The 20,785-nt window shown below is 64.3% G+C and carries 16 protein-coding genes; 8 read left to right on the plus strand and 8 right to left on the minus strand.

Annotated elements, in window-relative coordinates; genetic code table 11:
• Window positions 1–27 precede the first annotated feature (27 nt).
• Window positions 28–1,608: a fatty acid--CoA ligase gene (locus ACVJ5M_RS35605; RefSeq protein ID WP_063984681.1), complete on the plus strand. Its 1,581-nt coding sequence runs from the start codon at window positions 28–30 to the stop codon at window positions 1,606–1,608.
• Window positions 1,609–1,738: 130 nt separating this feature from the next.
• On the opposite strand, the gene ACVJ5M_RS35610 is transcribed toward ACVJ5M_RS35605, so the two are convergent.
• A complete protein-coding gene (locus tag ACVJ5M_RS35610) occupies window positions 1,739–3,013 on the minus strand; it encodes an acyl-CoA dehydrogenase family protein (RefSeq protein ID WP_063984682.1) in 1,275 nt (424 codons plus the stop codon).
• A gap of 212 nt (window positions 3,014–3,225) precedes the next feature.
• Here ACVJ5M_RS35610 and ACVJ5M_RS35615 point away from each other — a divergent pair, with 212 nt between their 5' ends.
• The gene (locus ACVJ5M_RS35615; protein ID WP_166351187.1) at window positions 3,226–4,005 is read left to right on the plus strand and encodes an enoyl-CoA hydratase-related protein; all 780 of its coding nucleotides are present in this window, start codon (window positions 3,226–3,228) and stop codon (window positions 4,003–4,005) included.
• Between the two features lie 195 nt (window positions 4,006–4,200).
• Here ACVJ5M_RS35615 and ACVJ5M_RS35620 read toward each other — a convergent pair whose 3' ends face one another.
• Genes ACVJ5M_RS35620 through ACVJ5M_RS35630 form a run of 3 tightly spaced genes read right to left on the minus strand, consistent with a single transcriptional unit; the run spans window position 4,201 to window position 6,347 of the window.
• On the minus strand, window positions 4,201–4,572 hold the full coding sequence (locus ACVJ5M_RS35620) for a DUF6285 domain-containing protein (protein ID WP_063984684.1): 372 nt from the start codon (window positions 4,570–4,572) through the stop codon (window positions 4,201–4,203).
• Between the two features lie 3 nt (window positions 4,573–4,575).
• Entirely contained in the window at window positions 4,576–5,562 is a 987-nt protein-coding gene (locus tag ACVJ5M_RS35625) for a phosphotransferase family protein (RefSeq protein WP_063984685.1), read from the minus strand.
• Entirely contained in the window at window positions 5,559–6,347 is a 789-nt protein-coding gene (locus ACVJ5M_RS35630) for an enoyl-CoA hydratase/isomerase (protein ID WP_028146899.1), read from the minus strand. Before ACVJ5M_RS35630 ends, ACVJ5M_RS35625 begins: the two co-directional genes overlap by 4 nt.
• Window positions 6,348–6,526: 179 nt before the next feature.
• On the opposite strand from ACVJ5M_RS35630, the gene ACVJ5M_RS35635 reads away from it, so the two are divergent.
• The 4 genes from ACVJ5M_RS35635 (at window position 6,527) to ACVJ5M_RS35650 (ending at window position 10,194) form a co-directional block, all read left to right on the plus strand.
• Window positions 6,527–7,306, plus strand: coding sequence for an SDR family NAD(P)-dependent oxidoreductase (locus ACVJ5M_RS35635; protein WP_063986559.1), 780 nt, complete (start codon window positions 6,527–6,529; stop codon window positions 7,304–7,306).
• 109 nt (window positions 7,307–7,415) lie between these two features.
• Window positions 7,416–7,796: a VOC family protein gene (locus ACVJ5M_RS35640; protein ID WP_231144415.1), complete on the plus strand. Its 381-nt coding sequence runs from the start codon at window positions 7,416–7,418 to the stop codon at window positions 7,794–7,796.
• 307 nt (window positions 7,797–8,103) lie between these two features.
• Window positions 8,104–9,381 (plus strand): acyl-CoA dehydrogenase family protein, encoded by a 1,278-nt coding sequence (locus ACVJ5M_RS35645; RefSeq protein WP_063984686.1) that lies wholly within the window; start codon window positions 8,104–8,106, stop codon window positions 9,379–9,381.
• Window positions 9,382–9,576: 195 nt separating this feature from the next.
• The gene (locus ACVJ5M_RS35650; RefSeq protein ID WP_354099383.1) at window positions 9,577–10,194 is read left to right on the plus strand and encodes a flavin reductase family protein; all 618 of its coding nucleotides are present in this window, start codon (window positions 9,577–9,579) and stop codon (window positions 10,192–10,194) included.
• 173 nt (window positions 10,195–10,367) lie between these two features.
• On the opposite strand, the gene yghU is transcribed toward ACVJ5M_RS35650, so the two are convergent.
• Both yghU and ACVJ5M_RS35660 read right to left on the minus strand, forming a co-directional pair.
• Window positions 10,368–11,249 carry a glutathione-dependent disulfide-bond oxidoreductase gene (gene yghU, locus ACVJ5M_RS35655; protein ID WP_063984688.1) on the minus strand — a complete coding sequence of 294 codons (882 nt, stop codon included), beginning with the start codon at window positions 11,247–11,249 and terminating at the stop codon, window positions 10,368–10,370.
• Window positions 11,250–11,434: 185 nt separating this feature from the next.
• A complete protein-coding gene (locus ACVJ5M_RS35660) occupies window positions 11,435–13,093 on the minus strand; it encodes a flavin-containing monooxygenase (protein ID WP_063984689.1) in 1,659 nt (552 codons plus the stop codon).
• Between the two features lie 255 nt (window positions 13,094–13,348).
• On the opposite strand from ACVJ5M_RS35660, the gene ACVJ5M_RS35665 reads away from it, so the two are divergent.
• Together ACVJ5M_RS35665 and ACVJ5M_RS35670 are read left to right on the plus strand one after the other, a co-directional pair.
• On the plus strand, window positions 13,349–14,482 hold the full coding sequence (locus ACVJ5M_RS35665) for a nitronate monooxygenase (RefSeq protein WP_063984690.1): 1,134 nt from the start codon (window positions 13,349–13,351) through the stop codon (window positions 14,480–14,482).
• A gap of 154 nt (window positions 14,483–14,636) precedes the next feature.
• Complete coding sequence (locus ACVJ5M_RS35670; protein ID WP_063984691.1) at window positions 14,637–16,145, plus strand: acetyl-CoA acetyltransferase; 1,509 nt, start codon at window positions 14,637–14,639, stop codon at window positions 16,143–16,145.
• 106 nt (window positions 16,146–16,251) lie between these two features.
• Here ACVJ5M_RS35670 and ACVJ5M_RS35675 read toward each other — a convergent pair whose 3' ends face one another.
• Window positions 16,252–17,457, minus strand: coding sequence for an efflux RND transporter periplasmic adaptor subunit (locus ACVJ5M_RS35675; RefSeq protein WP_063984692.1), 1,206 nt, complete (start codon window positions 17,455–17,457; stop codon window positions 16,252–16,254).
• Window positions 17,444–20,623 carry an efflux RND transporter permease subunit gene (locus ACVJ5M_RS35680; protein WP_063984693.1) on the minus strand — a complete coding sequence of 1,060 codons (3,180 nt, stop codon included), beginning with the start codon at window positions 20,621–20,623 and terminating at the stop codon, window positions 17,444–17,446. Before ACVJ5M_RS35680 ends, ACVJ5M_RS35675 begins: the two co-directional genes overlap by 14 nt.
• Window positions 20,624–20,785: the final 162 nt, after the last annotated feature.

Genomic DNA, 20,785 nt, shown 5'->3' on the forward strand with positions numbered 1-20,785 from the left:
ACAAAAACAAGATGCCACGGGAGAGACATGTCCACCACACAGCCATTGGCGAATCTCGCCGACATGGTGCGCGAGCGCGCGACCAGCCGCGGCAATGCCACCGCCTACGAGTTCGAGGGCCGCGTCACCAGCTTTGCCGAGTTCGACGTCAAGACCAACAAGGTCGCCAACGCATTGATCGCGATGGGCGTCAGACGCGGCGACCGCATCGCCTATCTCGGCAAGAACAGTGATCTCTATTTCGAGCTGCTGATGGGCGCGATGAAGGCCGGCGTGGTGATGGCGCCGGTGAACTGGCGCCTCGCCGGGCCCGAGGTCGCCTTCATTGTCGCCGATTGCAAGGCGCCGGTTCTGTTTGTGGGGCCAGAGTTCGTCACCCAGGTCCGCCAGATCAAGGACCAGTTGCCCAGCGTGCGCACTGTCATCACCACCGAAGGCGGCGCGCCGGAATGGCAGGATTTTACAGCCTGGCGCGATGCGCAAAGCGGCGACGACCCGAAGGTGCCGATCGACACGAAGGACATCGCGATCCAGCTCTACACGTCGGGCACGACAGGCAAGCCGAAAGGCGCGATGCTGTCGCATGCGAACTTCCTCAACCTCGTGCAAACCGGCAATGCCGAGGACAAGCCGGAATGGAATCGGTGGTCCACCGACGACGTGTCGCTGGTGGCGATGCCGATTTTCCACATCGGCGGCTCCGGCTGGGGCGTGATGGGACTCTATCACGGCGCCCGCGGCGTGATCGCGCGCGAGTTCGATCCAACCAAGGTTCTGGATTTCTTCGAGCAGTCGGGCATCACAAAGCTGTTCATGGTGCCGGCGGCGATGCAGTTCGTGGTGCGGCAGCCGCGCGCGAGGACGGTCGATTTCTCGCGGCTGAAATACATGCTGTATGGCGCCTCGCCGATTCCGGCGGCGCTGCTGAAGGAATGCATCGAGATCTTCAAATGCGGCTTCGTGCAGATGTACGGCATGACCGAGACGACAGGCACCATCGTCGCGCTGCCGCCGGAGGACCACGTCGAGGGCCTCGAGCGGATGCGCTCGGCCGGCAAGGCGCTGCCGGGCGTCGAGATCGCGATCCTGGATGCGGACGGCAAGCCGCTGCCGCCGCGCGAGGTCGGCGAGATCGCGACGCGCTCAGGCTCCAACATGGCCGGCTATTGGAACCTGCCGGAGGCGACTGCGGCGACCCTGCGCGGCGATGGCTGGCTGCGCACGGGCGACGCCGGCTACATGGACGAGGACGGATACCTCTACATCCACGACCGCATCAAGGACATGATCATCTCCGGCGGCGAGAACATCTACCCCGCCGAGGTCGAGAGCGCGCTGTGCGATCATCCCGATGTCGCGGAAGCCGCCGTGATCGGCGTGCCCGACGACAAATGGGGCGAGGCCGTGAAGGCCGTCGTGGTGATGAAGCCCGGCAAGCAGGCGACCGCCACCGACATCATCAACTTCACCCGCGAACGCATTGCCGGGTTCAAGACGCCGAAGAGCGTGGAGTTTTTGCCGGCCCTGCCGAGGAACCCGTCAGGCAAGATTTTGCGGCGGCAGCTGCGCGAGCCTTATTGGGCGGGGAAGGATAGAAGGGTGAACTGACCGCTTGGTGCGGTACCGTAGGGTGGGCAAAGGCGCGAAGCGCCGTGCCCACCAATCTTCGTTTGCAACAAGAACGGTGGGCACGCTCCGCTTTGCCCACCCTACGGCAGCGATGCTTCGCAGCAACCGCTCAATGTTTCCCCGGCCCCATATACCCGAACAAGAACCCCGCCACCTTGCGCATCTGGATCTCCTCACTCCCCTCCGTGATGCGATAGCGGCGGTGGTGGCGGTAGATGTGCTCGAACGGCTTGTGGCGTGAATAGCCCATGCCGCCGTGGACTTGCATGGCGCGGTCGGCGGATTCGCAGCAGAGGCGGTTTGCCCAGTAGTTGCACATGGAGACGCGGTCGGAGAGCGTGCGCTCGATCTGCTCCTCGGTGAGCTTGTCCATCTCCCACGCCGTCTTGCGGATCAAAAGGCGCAGCATCTCGGCTTGCGTGGCGAGCTCGACGAGTGGGAACTGGATCGCCTGATTCTCGGCCAGCGCCCTGCCAAACGGCTTTCGCTCGCGCGCGTATTTCACACTCTCGTTGATGCAGTAGACGGCAGCACCGAGCGAGCTTGCCGCCTGGCGGATGCGGTTCTGGTGCACGAAGCACTGCGCCAGCGACAGGCCGCGGCCGACTTCGCCGAACAACGCATCCTCCGGCACGAACACGTCCGTAAAGCTGACGCGGGGATGGTCGGTTGGCATGTTGAAGGTCCACATGTATTCCTCGACCTTCACGCCATGGCTCTTGGCCGGAACCAGGAAGCAGGTGATGCCGCGGGCATCTCCGTCATTGCCCGAGGTGCGCGCGAACAGCGCGCAATGCGTGGCGACGTGCATGCCGGTCGTCCACATCTTCTCGCCGTTGATGATCCAGCCCTTGACGTTGTCGCGGGTCGCGGGCACCGCGCGCGTCTCCATGTGGGTGGCGTCCGAGCCGTGATGCGGCTCCGTCAATCCAAAGGTGATGCGGTACTTGCCCTTGATCGAGCCGTCGATCATCGCCTTCTGGTCGTCGCGGCCATAGCGATCGAGCATGGTGACAACAGGGAAATTGCCGACGATGGAGTGCTCGTTCTGGAGATCGTTGTGCAGGCCGAGACCCTTGGCGGCAAAGTGCTCGCGGATCACGGCCATCCAGAGGTTGGAGCCGTCCTTGCCGCCATATTGCTTCGGCACCGGAAAGCGCAGATGGCCGGCGGCGTCCGCCAGATCCTTGGCCTTGCGCAGCAGCGCTTCCCATTCATGGCGCGGCAGGCCGCCATTGTCGAAATCGGTGCGCGCCCATTCGCGGCGATGGTCGAAGAAGCGGATGTTGTCGTCGGCTTGTTCGAGCGGCTTGATCTCGCGTTCGATGAAGCGATCGAGCTCTCCGAGATAGGCGACGAGATCGGCAGGCAATGAGAAATCCACGGCTCTCTCCCGGATTGATTTTGTTGTTTTGCGTTAAGGCGCTACCGCGCTTTTTGCTTCGCACGATTAAGGTGAGAAGTGCGCGCGCAAGTCAAGCAAGGCAAGGCGTGTGACGGGCGCAAGGCGCGCCCGCGCAATTCGATGGTGTCGCGGCGCCGACGCGCGCTAGTATGTCCGCAATATTCCTTCACGAGAAAATGCGGGAGCGCGCGATGGATCTGAAATTCTCAAAAGTGGAACGCAAGGGGCCAATCACGATCATCACGCTGTCGCGGCCCGAGGTCTACAACGCGCTGCACATCGATGCGCATTTCGAGCTCAACAAGGTGTTCGACGACTTCTCCGCCGACCCCGAGCAGTGGGTCGCGGTCGTCACCGGCGCCGGCGACAAGGCGTTCTGCGCCGGCAACGATCTGAAATGGCAGGCGGCGGGCGGCAAGCGCGGCTGGGACAAGGGCGGCTTTGCCGGCCTCACCTCGCGATTCGACTGCGACAAGCCGATCATCGCCGCGGTCAACGGCGTCGCCATGGGCGGCGGCTTCGAGATCGCGCTCGCCTGCGACCTGATCATCGCGTCCGAGAACGCGACCTTCGCCCTGCCCGAGCCACGCGTCGGCCTCGCCGCACTCGCCGGCGGCCTCCATCGCCTGCCGCGCCAGATCGGGCTGAAGCGCGCCATGGGCATGATCCTCACCGCGCGCCATGTCAGCGCCAAGGAGGGCCACGAACTCGGCTTCGTCAACGAGGTGGTGCCGCAGGGCGAGGCGCTGTCGGGCGCGCTGCGCTGGGCGGAGATGATCACCAAGAACTCGCCGATGTCGATCCGGGCATCGAAGCAGACCATCCAGAAGGGCCTCGCCGTGTCACTGGAACAGGCGATCGAGGAGCAGCGCGAATATCCGGCGGTGAAGGCGATGGTGGCCTCGCAGGATTATATCGAGGGCCCAAAGGCATTCTCGGAGAAGCGGCCACCGAAATGGGTGGGGAAGTAGAGCGCCGCTCTCCTCGTCACGACGACGGATGCCCCAACACCACAGGTGTCATGCCCCGGCTTGACCGGGGCATCCAGTACGCCGCGGCTTCAACGTATCTCACTGCCGTCTCTGGAATACTGGATCGCCCGCCCCTGTGCGCAATTGCGCACTAGGCGGGCGATGACAGCGGAGAATATGGCACCGTCTACCCGCCTATCGCCCCAGCTCCCGCTTGTATGACGCGTAATTCGGCTGGTCCACCGCGAGCTTGTCCATCGTGGTCGCCCACAGATGCTCGGCGAGCCCCGGCGTTGCGAGGTCGATCTCGCCCGTGGCGATGCGCTCGGCGAGCGCGCGGTTGAGATCGGTGACCGAGCCATCCATGCCCATCAGCGCGCGCAAACGCTCGACTTCCTTCGCGTCGCTCCCCTCCTCCTGCGTCAGCTGCCGCGTGACGAGGTCGAGGATGTTGACGGCGACGCGCAGCTTGAAGGCCTGGTGGCCCGAGATCAGCGGCGTGATGTCGTTGCGGAGGAAATCGGCGACCGCCTTGGTCAGCTCGGTCGGTGTTGGTTCGTCCTGCATGTGTCAGCTCCCGCGCGGCGCCAGCAGCCGCAACAGATCGATCTCGGTCTCGCTGGCGCGGCGGCCGATCATGGCGCGTTCCATCGAATGGTCAGGCCCCTCGCGAAACCGCTGCATCATGCCGCCGCACATGATGCCCCAGCGCAGCGTGCCCATCACTTCCCAGAATTTTACGCGCACGGGATCGACTTTTCGGCCTGCCGCTTCGTAGCCGGCAAACAACTCCTCGCGTGTGCCAAAACCGCCGACCGGCTTGTCGATCTCACCAAAACGCCAGGAATTGACGCAGACCCAGCCGAGATCCTCCATGGGATCGCCGAGATGGGCGAGCTCCCAGTCGAGCACGGCACGGACACCGTCGGCGCCGATGATCAGATTGCCGTTGCGGAAATCGCCGTGCACCAGCGTCATCTCGGCCGAGGGACCGGGATCATGGTCGCGCAGCCAGCGCAGCGCCAGCTCGAACACGGGCTTGGGCCAGTTCAGGCTGCGATAGTCGCGCTCGAACTCGCCGATCTCCTGAGTCGCGGACCGGCTGCGCAGCTCGGGCAGCTTGTCCTGCGGCAGTTTGTGCAGGCCGGCGAGCACGCCACCGATCTGCCGCGCGAGACGCGGCCGCGCCGCCGCGTACTCATCATCGCGAAGAATCTTGCGGGCGATGGTCTCGCCCTCGACCCGCTGCATGATGAAGCCGGTGCCGAGATTTTCGTCCGGCGTCAGCACATGCATGACGCGCGGCGACGGCACGCCTGCCTCGAAAGCGAGCTGCATCAACTGCGCTTCAGCGGCGAGACCCGCCGCGCGCGTCGGCGCGGCGCCATAGCCCTTCGGCGAGCGTCGCAGGATCGCGCCGATCAGCCCATCGGGATGCTCGATGTCGAAGCGCCAGGTTTCCTGGCTGGCGCCGCCGGACAGTTTTGCTGCGCCGGTGACGCCGGTCGCCCCTTCGCACCAGCGCGCGACGCTGCGGGAGAGCTCGGCCTCGATCATTTGCCTTTGAACTGCGCCGGGCGCTTCTCCAGGAACGCGCCAACGCCTTCACGGAAATCGTCCGTGTCGCCGGCACGCAGCTGGCACTGGAATTCGAGATTGAGCTGATCCTCGAACGAATTTTCGGGGCTGTCCCAGTAGAGCTTGCGGATCAGCGACAGCGCGACGGTCGGGCCGCTGGCAAGGTCGCGCGCAAGCTTCATCGCCTCCTCCATCAGCACGCCGTCGTCATAGACGCGGTTGACGAGGCCCCATTCCAGCGCCTTCTCGGCCGGCAGCCGCTCACCCATCAGCGACAATTCGACCGAGCGCGCCCGGCCGATCAGGCGCGGCAGCAGCCAGGTCGAGCCGCAATCCGGCACCAGGCCGATGCGACGAAACGCTTGAAGAAAATAAGAGGACCGCGCGCACAAAATCATGTCGCCGAGCAGTGCGAAGCTCATGCCGGCGCCGGCCGCCGGGCCGTTGACCGCGGTCACGATCGGGCAATGCAGATTGCGGATGCGCCGCAAGAAGGGATGAAAGCCGGTCTCGAGCGTCAGGCCGGCCTTGGTTTTCTTCGACTGGTTGTTGCGCCCCTGCAGATTCGCACCGGTGCAGAACGCCCGCCCCGCGCCGGTCAGCACCACGCAGCGGACCTCGCCCTTCTTCTCCTCGATCGCGTCGAGGGCATCGGAGAGGCCACCCAGCATGTCCATGGAGACCGCGTTCATCACCTCCTGATGGTCGAGCCGGAGGATCGCGACCGAACCATCGAAATCGAGCGTGACGTGTTTGAACTGCATGGTTTCCTCGTCAGTTGGTACTAGCGATGTTTCGCAGACCGGAATTAGTTTTGCCGGGGCGCATATTTGATTTTTGTCGCGGCCTTGTCCATGGTGGTCCGAACATACCTTGTCGTCGTATCGCACAATCTTGCGCGCACAGGCTGGTGCGCGCCCGTGCCAAAAACAGGAAACGCGCCATGAACCTTTTCGACCTCACCGGCCGCGTCGCCGTGATCACCGGCGGAAATGGCGGTATCGGGCTCGGCATCGCGCAGGCGCTCGCCGGCCAGGGCTGCAACGTCTCGATCTGGGGCCGCAATCCTGACAAGAACAAGGCTGCTGCCGCGAGCATGACGGGCCTCTCCGGCAAGGTCGACACCCGCGTCTGCGACGTCACCGATCCGGCTTCGGTCAATGCCGCGATGAAGGCGACGCTCGACATTTTCGGCCGGGTCGACGGCTGCTTTGCCAATGCCGGAATCGGCGGCGGCGGCCGGCGTTCCTTCATCGAGCGCACCGAGGAAGAATGGCGCACGATGTTTGCGACCAATCTCGACGGCGTGTTCCACGCGTTCCAGGCCGCCGCAAAACACATGACCGAACGCGCCAATGCCGGCGATCCCTTCGGCCGGCTGGTCGCGACATCGAGCCTCGCCTCGATCTTCGGCACGGCGCGCAACGAGCATTATGCCGCGACCAAGGCCGCGATCAACGCGCTGGTGCGCGCGCTCGGCGTCGAGCTGGCGCGTCACGGCGTCACCGCGAACGCGATCCTGCCCGGCTGGATCAAGAGCGACATGACCGCGGGCATCATGGCCAACGAGAAGTTCGTCGCCAATGTGATGCCGCGCATTCCGATGCGGCGCTTCGGCGAGGCCAGCGATTTCGGCGGCATCGCGGTGTATCTGATGAGCAAGGCGTCGTCGTATCACACCGCGGATACGTTCGTGATCGACGGCGGCTATACGGCGTTTTGAATCTCGTAGCCCGGATGGAGCGAAGCGTAATCCGGGATTTTCAAAAACAAGCAAGACCCGGATTTCGCTGCGCTCCATCCGGGCTACAAACTCTGAGGGGAATGGGCAAATGTTCTCACACATCATGATCGGCACCAACGATCTCGACAAGGCCAAGGCTTTTTACGACCAGCTGCTCGGCACGCTCGAGGTGCGCCCGGCCAGGGTCGACGGCCATCGCATCTTCTACATCACCAAGACCGGCGTGTTCTCGGTGACGAAGCCGATCAACGGCGAGGCCGCCACGTGTGCGAATGGCAGCACCATCGGCTTTGCCGCCAACTCGCCTGAGCAGGTCGACAAGTGGCACGCAGCCGGTGTCGCCGCCGGCGGAACGCCGATCGAGAATCCGCCCGGCATCCGGGAGGGCGCAGGGAACAAGCTCTACATCGCTTATTTGCGCGACCTCGATGGCAACAAGATCTGCGCGATGCATCGGCTGCCGAACTGATTGCTCCAGGACGGTGTCATTCCCCGCCTTGTGCGCAATTGCGCACTGGAGCGGGGAATCCAGTACGCCGCGGCTTCTCCGTAAATCGCTGACGTCACGGAGTACTGGATCGTCCGGTCAAGCCGGGCGATGACAACAGTGAGTGCGGCCCGCACCTGCCTCCTCACCCCGTTCAAACAACATTTCAAACACGCTCGCGATATTCCATCGCATGGCATGGGTCGCCTGAAAAAATGTGCGCTCGCGCTTTGGCCGCGCTGCGACTATTCTGCGGCCCAACGCGATCTCAGTGACCCCGGGAGGAACAATGACAAAGCACGCCTACATACCCCGCACCACCAACTACACTCTCAATCCCGGCGACGAGCTCAACGATCTGCGCATGTCGGACCAGGTCCGGCCGCTCTACGATCACGTCAGGAAATTCATCCGCGACACCGTCGAGCCGATGTCGATCGAATTCGCCAAGGCCGGCGAAGGCAAGCAGGATCGCTGGAGCTTCACCCCGAAGCAGCTCGAGGTGCTCGAGGTCGCCAAGAACAAGGCCAAGAAGGAAGGCCTGTGGAACTTCTTCCTGCCCGACGACGAGACCGGCCAGGGCCTGAAGAATCTCGACTACGCCTATATCGCCTCCGAACTGGGCAAGAGTCCGCTGGCCTCCGAGACGATGAACTGCTCGGCGCCGGACACGGGCAACATGGAAGTGTTGGAGCGCGTCGGCACCAAGGAGCAGAAGGAGAAGTGGCTGAAGCCGCTGATGGACGGCGAGATCCGCTCGGCCTATGTCATGACCGAGCCGAACGTCGCCTCCTCCGACGCCAAGAACATTTCGACGACCGCAAAGCTCGTCGGCGACGAATGGGTCATCAACGGCGAGAAATATTACATCTCCGGCGTCGGCGATCCCCGCTGCAAGATCCTCATCGTGATGGTGAAGACCAATCCGGATGCGGCGCCGAGCAAGCAGCAGTCGCAGATCCTGGTGCCGCGCGATACGCCCGGCGTCGAGGTGCTCGGGCCCATGTACGTATTCGGCCAGGACCACGCCCCGCGCGGCCACATGCACATGCGCTTCAACAACGTCCGCGTGCCCAAGGAGAACATGCTGCTCGGCGAAGGCCGCGGCTTCGAGATCTCGCAGCTCCGCCTCGGCCCGGGCCGCATCCATCACTGCATGCGCACCATCGGCAAGGCCGAGAAGGCGCTTGATCTGATGGTGCAGCGTGGCCTCACCCGTGAGGCCTTCGGCAAGAAGATTGCCCATCTCGGCGGCAACATGCAGATCATCGCGCAGGCGCGCTGCGAGATCGAGGCGATGCGGCTGATGGTGCTGAAGGCCGCCAAGGCCATGGACGTGCTCGGCAACAAGGAGGCCCGCGTCTGGGTCTCCATGGTCAAGGCCATGGTGCCGGAGCGCGCCTGCAAGATCATCGACCAGTCGATCCAGATGCACGGTGCCACCGGCATCTCGCACTGGACCCCGCTTGCCGAGATGTACCAGGACGTGCGCCATCTGCGCTTCGCCGACGGTCCGGACGAGGTGCACTGGATGGTGGTGGGACGCCACGAGCTGAGCATGGCGTAAAAGTCTCTCCTCCCCCTCTCCCCGTTCTTACGGGGAGAGGGTTGGGGTGAGGGGCCTCTCTCTACACGTGAGATCATCGAGGGACCTGTACCCCCTCACCCGAATTCGATCTGCGATCGAATTCGACCTCTCCCCGCATCCGCCTTCGCTAAAGCTTCGGCGGACATGAGCGGGGCGACAACTCACGGAGCCACCATGGAATACGCCGCCAGCGACCTGACGCCACGCGAGCGCTACAAGGTGCTGACGTCCTTCATCCTGCCACGGCCGATCGCGTGGGTGACCTCGGTCGGGCCGACCGGAATCGTCAACGCCGCGCCGTTCAGCTTCTTCAACGCCTTCTGCGAAGATCCGCCGCTGTGCATGTTCGCGGCGAACCGCAAGCCCAACGGCCAGGACAAGGACACGTTCCTCAACATCCAGCGCACTGGCGAGTTCGTGGTCAACCTCGCCGACGAGCCGCTGGCGAAGGCCATGCACGAGAGCAGCGGCGACTTTCCCCCTGAAGTGGGCGAGCCTGACTATCTCGGGCTGAAGCTCGCACCGTCGGCGAAGATCGCCGTGCCGCGGCTCGCCGACACGCCCTGGGCGATGGAGTGCAAGCTCTGGAAGATGATCGACGTCAACGACGATCGCCGGCTGATCATGGGCGAAGGCATCCACTTCCATATCCGCGACGAACTGTGGGACGACAACGCGATGCGGGTGCACATGGACCGCTATCACCCGATCGGCCGCATGTTCGCCGATCGCTACTGCCGCACGGATGATCGAGTGGTGTTTCCGGCGGCGGAAGGGGCGAAGGGGAAGTAGGCCGCGCCATCGCGCTCCCTCGCCCCGTTCTTACGGGGAGAGGGCTGGGGTGAGGGGCTGCCTCCGAGAAAACAGTGTGAGTTGGACTCGCGGAGAGTCCCCCTCACCCGAATTCGATCTTCGATCGAATTCGACCTCTCCCCGCAAGTGGGGCGAGGTGAAGCGAGCACCACCTACGTCGCGGCCGGCTCGCCGATCTTGTCCTGGGTCTTGGTGTCGAAATCGCCGGCGTCGTGCCGCTCGTGGAGCTGGCTGGCGGGATCGCCGGAGACGCGGTTGACCATGCGGCCGCGCTTGACGGCCGGACGCTTGGCGATCTGATCGGTCCAGCGCTGCACGTGCTTGTAGTCCTGCACCGACAGGAATTCGCCGGCGCCATAGACCAGCCCCTTGGCGAGCGCGCCGTACCAGGGCCACACCGCGATGTCGGCGATGGTGTAATCATTGCCCGCGAGGTACTCGTTGTCGGCAAGGCGCCGGTCGAGCACGTCGAGCTGGCGCTTGACCTCCATCGCAAAGCGGTCGATGGCGTATTCGATCTTGGTCGGCGCGTAGGCGTAGAAGTGACCAAAACCGCCGCCGAGATAGGGCGCGCTGCCCATCTGCCAGAACAGCCAGGACATCGCCTCGGTGCGGCTCTTGATGTCCTTTGGCAGGAAGGCGCCGAACTTCTCGGCGAGATAGACCAGGATCGAGCCGGATTCGAACACCCGGATCGGCTCCGGACCGGAGCGGTCCACCAGCGCGGGAATTTTCGAATTCGGGTTGATGTCGACAAAGCCGCTGCCGAACTGGTCGCCATTGCCGATCCTGATCAGCCAGGCATCGTATTCCGCGCCCTTGTGGCCGAGCGCCAGCAGTTCCTCCAGCATCACCGTGACCTTCACGCCATTCGGCGTCGCCAGCGAATAGAGCTGGAAGGGATGCTTGCCGACCGGCAGCTCCTTGTCGTGGGTCGCGCCGGCAATGGGGCGGTTGATGCTGGCGAACTGCCCGCCGTTCTCCTTGTTCCAGGTCCAGACTTTGGGCGGCACGTAGGCGGGGGCGTCGGTCATGCGGGGGCTCCGGCGAAAAAGATGCGCCTGCATTAATTAGCCCGCGAATGGCCGATGGCAAGGGCGCAGAAATGCATTGCCGGGCAGGGCAACTCTACGTTTCGTCATGGCAGGCCACTTCCCCGCCCTCGTTCCGCGCCCGCCGCTCCGCGCCCCCCGGGAATAACGATCGGAAAGAGCCAGGTTCAGGACGCGGCTGCCGTCAGCCCCTGCTCGGCCCGCCCCAGCAAAAACCCCTCATATCCCTTCGCCGCGACCTCGTCGCAGATCCGGCGGTAGACACCGACGCCGCCGATATAGGGCATGAAGATGCGCGGCTTGCCTGGAATGTTGGCGCCCATGTACCAGGAATTGGCCTGCGGATAGAGCGTGCCGCGGGCGACCTCGTTGACATGGGCGACCCACTTGTCCTCGGCCTCCCCGCTTGCCTCCATGGTGGCAACACCCTGCCTGCGCATGTGGACGAGGCAATCGGTGATCCAATCGACATGCTGCTCGATCGAGACGATCATGTTCGAGAGCACCGACGGACTGCCGGGGCCGGTGATGATGAAGAGGTTCGGAAAGCCCGCGCTCATCAGCCCGAGATAGGTCTTTGGGCCTTCCGCCCATTTCTCGTTCAGCGTCCGTCCGCCCGGGCCACTGATGTCGATCTTCGCGACCGAGCCGGTCATGGCATCGAACCCCGTCGCCATCACCAGCGCGTCGACCTCGTGGTCCTTGCCTGCGACACGCACGGCATTCGCGGTGATCTCCTCGATCGGATTGGTCTTGATATCGACCAGCGAGACGTTCGGCCGGTTGAAGGTCGCGAAATAATCCGTATCGATGCAGATGCGCTTGGTGCCGATCGGATGGCTGTTGGGCTGGAGCAGCTTCGCGGTTTCGGGGTCCTTCACGATCTCGGCGATCTTGCTGCGCACGAAGTTCGCCGCGGTATCGTTCGCGGACGGCTCGAGGCCGAGATTGTTGTAGACATACATGAAGGTGAGCCCGCCGCGCTCCCAGCGCGCCGAATATTTGCCATTCCTGGTCTCATCGCTGTCGTCGAGCGCGCCGCGATCGGGTTGCTCGGCGAAAATGCCGTTGCGCGCGACTTCGCGGGCGAAGCGGCGGATCTCCGGATAGGTCTTGCGGACGTTACTGCGTTCTTCGTCGGTCAGCGCGGCGTTGCGCGCGGGAATCGAAAAATTCGCCGTGCGCTGAAACACGGTGAGATGTCTTGCTTGTTCGGCGATGACGGGCGTCGATTGGATGCCAGACGATCCCGTCCCGATCAAGCCGACGCGCAAGCCCGTGAAGTCGACGTCTTCATGCGGCCAGCTGCCAGTGTGGTAGACCGGTCCCTTGAAGCTCTCAAGGCCCTTGATGTCGGGCTTGCGCGCGTTCGAGAGGCAGCCGGTCGCGAGCACGATGAACTGCGCCTCAACCGTCTTGCCGTCGGACGTCGTCACCGACCAGCACTTCGCCCGCGCGTCGAACGCCGCGCGCTCGACGCGGGTGTCGAACTGGATGTCGCGGCGAAGATCAAAACGGTCGGCAACGTGGTTGGCGTAGTTCAGGATCTCCGGCTGCGGCGCGTAGCGCTCGCTCCAGTCCCACTCCTGCTGAAGCTCTTCCGAGAACGAGTAGGAATACTGCATGCTCTCGACATCGCAGCGCGCGCCGGGATAGCGATTCCAGTACCAGGTGCCGCCGACGCCACCGCCCTGCTCATAGACGCGCGCCGAGAAGCCAAGACCGCGCAGGCGGTGCAGCATGTACATGCCGGCAAAGCCCGCGCCGACGACGACCACGTCGTAAGCTTTCACGGTTCGAGCCGGACTCGCTTGCGCTTGCGACATCGGTTGGCGCTCCCTCGCTGTTTTCTCTTTGTTTGCGCCAGCATTCTCACAGACTCACAAAAGCGCAAGAGACAAATCGGCGGGCTCTGGCCTGTTTATTTTGTGCAGCGGAATGGCTCATCCGCCGCGTGGCGTCTGCACGCAAGATGCGCGGCCAAATCCGGATTGGCATCGTTGACGACGATGGGCTAGCTTCGAAGCGCCTTCGCTCAAGCAAAGCAACAACAGCAACGCGACGGCTGCCGGGAGAGAGCCATGAAATCGCCGATCTGCGACATGCTGGGCATCGAGTTCCCGCTGCTCGCCTTCAGCCATTGCCGCGACGTCGTTGCCGCCGTCAGCCGTGCCGGCGGCTTTGGCGTGTTGGGTGCCACCGTGCACACGCCCGACACGCTCGAACGCGAGCTGAAATGGATCGACGAGCATGTCGACGGCAAGCCCTACGGCATCGACGTCCTGATCCCCGAAAACATCTCGACCGCGGGCGAGAAGGACGTCACCTGGAAGAGCCTGGAGGCGCGCGTACCGCAGGAGCACCGCGCCTACACGCGCGACCTCCTGATGAAGTACGATATCGAGTTGACGACAAGTGATGTGGCCGACAATCAGCCGCAACCGTTCGACGCGAAGACCGCACTTCAGCTGCTCGAGGTCTCCTTCAACCATCCGATCCGATTGATCGCCAACGCGCTGGGCGTGCCGCCGAAGGCGATGATCGAGATGGGCAGGAAGCACGGCGTGCCGGTTGCCGCCCTCGTCGGCGCCAAGGAGCATGCGTTGCGGCAGGTTGCGGCCGGCGTCGACATTCTCGTGGTGCAGGGCACCGAGGCCGGCGGCCATTGCGGCGAGGTCTCCACCCTGGTGCTGGTGCCGGAGGTGATCAAGGCGATCAAGAACATCCGCGACGTGCCGGTGCTCGCGGCCGGCGGCATCATGACGGGACGGCAGATGGCCGCCTGCATGGCGATGGGCGCGGCCGGCGCCTGGACCGGTTCGGTGTGGCTCGCCACCGTCGAGGCCGAGACCACGGAGATCTTCCGCGAGAAGATGATCGCGGCATCCTCGCGCGACGCGATCCGTTCGAAGGGGCGCACCGGCAAGCCGGCACGCCAGCTCCGCTCGGTCTGGACCGATGCCTGGGACCGCGCGCCGGAAAGCCCAGGCGCGCTGCCGATGCCGCTGCAAAGCGTCATCAGCCGCGACGCCTTCAACGCGATCGACCGCGCGGCGGCGAGCGGCAACGCCAAAGCGCGCGACCTCGTCAGCTATTTCGTCGGCCAGGGCGTCGGCCTGATCGACAGCGTGAAGTCGGCGGGCGCGGTGGTGCAGGAGTTCAAGGAAGAATTTGCCGAGGCCGTCGAGCACATGAATGCGCTGGTGGCGGAGTAGCATCCACATCGTCATTGCGAGCGAAGCGAAGCAATCCAGACTGCCTCCGCTGATGCATTTCTGGATTGCTTCGTCGCTACAACGCAAAATTGCTTCGCAATTTTGTCGCGAGCTCCTCGCAATGACGAAGCAACTAACATCGTGAATCGAGATTATGACTGACAAGACCAATATCCCGGAAGACCTCATCCCCGTCATCGTCGGCGTCGGCGAGATCATCGACCGACCCAAGGAGATTACCGACGGCCTCGAGCCGTTGGATCTGCTCGAACAGGCGCTACGGCGGGCCGAGCAGGACGCCGGCGCAAAACTGCTTGGCGAGGTGCAGTCGCTCGACGTCGTCAACTTCCTGAGCTGGCGCTATCGCGATCCGGAAAAGCTTTTGGCGCAGCGGCTCGGCATTGCGCCGGCGCATTGCTATTACGGCCCGGTCGGCGGCGAGAGCCCGATCCGCTACATCCACGAGGCGGCAAAACGCATCGCGCGTGGCGAGTGCACGGTGGCGGCAGTCTGCGGTGCGGAGGCGCAGTCGACCGCGACCAAGGCTGAGCGCGCCGGGATCAAGCTACCCTGGACGCCGTTCGCCCATGACGTCGAGGAGCCCAAGCGTGGTGCGGCATTCCAGAAGCCGCTCGCGGTGAAGCTCGGCGTGTTCCGTCCCGTCACGGTTTATCCATTCTATGAGTCCGCCTCCTCCGCCCATTGGGGCCAGACGCCGCGCGAAGCCATGGCAGAGTCCGGCACGCTGTGGTCGCGCTACTCCGAAGCCGCCGCCGAAAATCCCAACGCCTGGCTGAAGCGGCGCTATGCGCCGGACGAGATCACGACGCCGTCGGCGGACAACCGCCTGATCGCCTGGCCCTACAACAAGCTCATGGTCGCCAACCCCAGCGTCAACATGGGCGGCGCGCTGCTGCTCACCAGCCTCGCCAGGGCGCGCGCGGCCGGCATCGCCGAGGACAAGCTGGTCTATCCGCTCGGTGGCGCCTCGGCCGAAGAGCCGCGGGATTACCTCCTGCGCGATCAGTTCCATGAAAGCCATCCACAGAATGCGGTGCTGAAGGCGGCGATGGACCTCGCCGGCGGCGACGGATTCGACGCGATCGAGCTCTATAGCTGCTTCCCTTGCGTGCCCAAGATGGCGCGGCGGACGCTTGGCCTCGGGGCCGACGTGCAGCCGACCGTGACCGGTGGTCTCACCTTCTTCGGCGCGCCGCTCAACACCTACATGACGCATGCGGCCTGCGCGATGGTGCGGCGTGTGCGCGATGGTGCCAAGCTCGGGCTGCTCTACGGCCAGGGCGGCTTCGTCACCAAGCACCACGCATTGGTGGTGTCGAAGACGCCACGTGCGGCGCTGGCGCAGGAGACCAGCGTGCAAGCCGAGGCCGACCGCAACAAGCGCGCGGTGCCCGAGTTCGTCACGGAGGTTTCAGGCAGGGGCAAGGTCGAGAGCTTTACGATGCTCTATGGCCGCGGCGGCGATGTCGAACACGGTGTGGTGATGCTGCGGACGGCGGACGAGCGGCGCACACTCGCGCGCATTCCGGCGAGCGACGCGGCGACGCTGGCGCATCTGCTCAATATGGATCGCACGCCGGTAGGCTCGCTCGGCGAGATCGCGATGGCCGCGGATGACGTGCCGGAGTGGCGGGTGGCGTAGCTTTCGTAGGGTGGGCAAAGGCGCTCTTGCGCCGTGCCCACCATTCTTCCTCCAATCACATGAAGACGGTGGGCACGCTTCGCTTTGCCCACCCTACGAGATCAACCTAGCCCTTCGGCGCCTGCTTCTCCGACGCCGTCGCCGGCTTGCCCTTGGCACCGGCACCGCCGGCGACGCGAACCTGGTCGCCGTCGGAAATACCATCCGGCGGGGCAGTGATCACGCGGTCGTCGGGTGCGATGCCCGAGGCGAGTTCAATCTCCTTGCCGAGATCGCGTGCGATGGTCACGGTCTTGAACTGCACCTTGTCGTCGGGACCGACGGTCGCAACACGCAGACCGCTGCCGTTGAAGATCAGGGCACTGGCGGGAATGCTCAGCGGCGCGGTGTCGCGCTGAAGGTTGAGCTTCACGCTGGCATAGCCGCCGGGCATCAACTCGCCGTTGGAATTGTCGAGCCGAAGCTGCATGCGGGTGGTTCCTGAGGCGACGTCGACGGCCTGCGAGGACGCCTCGACCGTCGCCTGGAATGTCCGGTTCGGGTATTCCGGCATGACCATGGTGGCCTTGGCGCCGATCTTGATCGCAGGCACGTAGTTCTGGGGAACGTTGACGTAAACGCGCAGCTTGGTGATGTCGGAGACCACGAACATCGCCGGGCCGGAGCCGCCGCCGGCATTGATCAACGCGCCGACGTCGGTATCGCGCGCCGTGACCACGCCATCGAACGGCACCGTGATCTTCTTGTAGCCGGCCAGCGCTTCAAGCCGTTCGACATTTGCCTGGCCTGAGTGGACGGCCGCGTTCTTGTTGGAGAGATCGGCGGTGCGCTCGTCGATCTCCTGCGCGGAGACGAAGTTGGAGGCGACCAGCGTCTTGCGCCGGTTGAGCGTTGCTTCCGAGAGCCTGGCACTGGCCTGCTGGCTGGCGAGGTCGGCGCGGGCCTGAAGCAGTTGCTGGTCGAGGTCGGGCGCCTCGATCTCGGCGATCACCTGCCCCGCCTTGACGCGCGCGCCCATGTCGACGCTCCAGCTCTTCAGATAGCCGGAGACGCGTGCGAAGATAGGCGCGCGGTAATAGGCTTCGAGCCGACCCGGCAGGTCGATGGTGCCGTTGAGGGATTTTGCGTTCGGCAGGGTCACCGCAACGCTGGGAACGGCCTGATCGTCGGTCCATTCCTTCAGCTTGGAGCCCTGCTCCTCGCGGGCACGAATGCCGGTACCCACGACGAGGCCTGCCGCAATCAGCGCCACCACGCCGAAGATGCCCAGTTTCCGGTGCGACACCGGGGAGCGGGGTTCAGTGGGCGACATGCGGAGTCTCCAATGGGGCGGCGGCTTTGGCGCCCTGTTTCTTGTGTACCATACTGAACACCACGGGAACAAACATCAGCGTGGCGAAAGTTGCAAAGATCAGGCCGCCGATCACGGCGCGGCCAAGCGGCGCATTCTGCTCGCCGCCCTCCCCGAGCCCCAAAGCCATCGGCGCCATGCCGATGATCATGGCGAGCGCGGTCATCAGCACCGGGCGGAACCGGACGAAGCCGGCCTCGAGTGCAGCGGCGATGGGGTCACCGAGCTCCTCGTAGCGCTCGCGGGCGAAGGAGATCACCAGCACGCTGTTGGCGGTGGCAACGCCCATGCACATGATCGCGCCGGTCAGGGCCGGCACCGACAGCGTCGTCTCGGTCATGAACAGCATCCAGACGATGCCGGCGAGCGCGGCCGGCAGCGCCGTGATGATCACGAACGGATCGGACCAGGACTGGAAGTTCACGACGATCAGGAAGTAGATCAGCACGACGGCACCGAGCAGGCCGAACAGAAGACCGGTGAAGGCGCTGTTCATGGTCTGCACCTGGCCGAGCAGCACCACGGAGGAGCCCTTCGGCACGTCCTTGGCGGTGTCGGCGATCACCTGGCGGATGTCGGCGGCGACCGCGCCGAGATCGCGACCCGAGGTCGTGGCAAAGATCTGCACCAGCGACTGGATGTCGTATTGCGACACCACCGCGCTCGAGGTCGAGCGCTTGATGTCGGCGATGCCGCCGAGGATCGGCGATTGCGAATTGCCGGTGGCCGTGATCGGCAGCGTCTGGAGCGCGCTGAGCGAGTCGATCTGGTATTGCGGCGTCTGCATCACGATCGAGTAGGACACGCCGTTGTCCGGATTCAGGTAGTAGGTCGGCGCTACCTGCGAGGAGCCGGCGAGATTGACCACGAGGCTGTTGGTGACGTCGCGCTCGGTCAGGCCGACATATTGCGCGCGGGTGCGGTCGACGTCGATGTTGAAGGTGGGATTGTTCGGCGACTGCTGGATACGCGCATCGGCAACGCCGGGAATCTTGCGAACCTTCGCCAGCAGGTTGTTGGCGTAGGCAAAGTTGGCGTTGATGTTGGCGCCGCGGATCTGCAGGTCGATCGGCGCCGGCGCGCCGAAGTTCAGGATCTGGCTGACGATGTCGGCGGGGAGGAACGCGAAGCTGACGCCGGGGAACAGGCGCGGCAGCTGCTCGCGCAGCACGCGCACGTGCTCTTCCGTCGGCTTGTGGCCCTCTTTCAGCTTGATCTGGATGTCGCCGTCCTGCGGGCCGATCACGCCCGTGTTGTTGTAGGTCATGTTGATGCCGGAGATCGGCATGCCGATGTTGTCGGTCAGCGTCTCGATTTCGCCGGGGATCAGCTTGCGGATCGCCTTCTGGACGTCTGCGAGCTGGTTGGCCGTCTCCTCCACGCGGGTGCCGACCTGGGTGCGGACATGCATCAGGATATTGCCGGCATCGACCGCCGGGAAGAAGTTGCGCCCGAGGAACGGCACCAGCGCGAAGGACGCGCCGACCACGCAGAGGAAGCCGATCACGAACACCGCGCGGTGCACCAGCGCCAGTCCCAGCAGATTATGGTAGCCGCCGCGGATGCGCTCGAACCGCTTCTCGAAGCCGCGCTGGAACCAAACCAGCGGATTGCGCGACTTCGGCGGGCCGCCCTCGTGATGGACGTGCGCCTGCAGCAGATAGTTCGCCATGGTCGGCACCAGCGTGCGCGACAGGATGAACGACCAGATCATCGCGAACATCACGGCTTCGGCCATCGGCACGAACAGGAAGCGGGCGACGCCGGAGAGGAAGAACATCGGCACGAATACGATGCAGATGCACAGCAACGAGACGAAAGCCGGCGTCACGATCTGGTTGGCGCCGTCGAGGATCGACTGCTCGACCGGCTTACCCTGCTCCAGATGGTAGTTGATGTTCTCGATGGTGACGGTGGCGTCGTCGACGAGGATGCCGACCGCGAGCGCAAGGCCGCCGAGCGTCATGATGTTGAGCGTCTCGCCGATCGCCGACAGCATGACGATGGCGCCGAGCACCGAGAGCGGGATCGAGACCGCGATGATGACCGTGGAGCGCCAGCTGCCGAGGAACAGCAGGATCATGACGCTGGTCAGCAGCGCCGCGATCACGCCTTCGATCGCGACGCCTTGAATCGCACCGCGGACGAACACCGACTGGTCGCCGATGAAGCCGATCTTCAGCGCGTCCGGCAGCTGGTCCTTGACGTCGATCACCTTCTGCTTGATGCCGGCGATGATGTCGAGCGTCGAGGTCGCGCCCGCCTTCAGCACCATCATCAGCACCGAGCGGTTGCCGTCGACATGGACGATGTTGGTCTGCGGCGGATTGCCGTCACGCACGGTCGCGACGTCGCGCACATAGACCATCGCGCCATTGACGGTCCTGATCGGCAGATTGCCGAGCTCGTCGATCTTCAGCGGCGAGTTGTTGAGCTGGATGTTGTATTCGAACTGGCCGATCTTCTGGGTGCCGACCGGCGTGATCAGGTTTTGGGCTGCGAGCGCGTTGGCGACGTCCTGGCCCGACAGGCCGCGCGCCTGGAGCGCGGTCGGATCGAGGTCGATCTGGATTTGGCGCTGCTTGCCGCCGAACGGATACGGGATCGCCGCGCCGGGCACGGTGACCAGCGGGGTGCGCAGGTTATTAATGCCGATATCGGCGAGGTTCTGCTCGGTCAGGCCATCGCCCGACAGCGCCACCTGGATGATCGGAACGGTCGAGGCGGAGTAGTTCAGGATCAGGGGCGGCGTTGCGCCCGGCGGCATCTGCTTCAGCAGCGTCTGCGAGATCGCGGTGACCTGCGCGTTGGCGGTGCGGATGTCGACGTTCGGCTGGAAGAAGATCTTGATGATGCCAAAGCCGTTATAGGAGTTGGCGGTAATGTGCTCGATGTCGTTGACGGTCGTCGTCAGCGCGCGCTGGAACGGCGTGGTGATGCGGCCGGACATCTGGTCCGGCGGCAGGCCGGTGTACTGCCAGACCACCCCGATCACGGGGATGCGGATGTCCGGGAAGATGTCGGTCGGCGTCCGCAGGGCCGCGAGCGGCCCGATGATCAGGAGCAGAAGCGCGAGCACGACAAACGTGTAGGGTCGGCTCAGGGCAATACGGACCAGAGCAATCATCGGTCAGGCAATTCCAAATCGGGGGACAGGGAACACGCCCCACGGGTTCCTGAGGCTGATTTACCCGAACACCGTGGAAATGGCCAACGACGGCGCCGCCCCGTGCGGTCACTTCCCTGCTATCGCACTGCGAAATCGCATTCCAGATATGCAGCCTGCGGC

The sequence above is a fragment of the Bradyrhizobium sp. S3.7.6 genome (assembly GCF_054061875.1).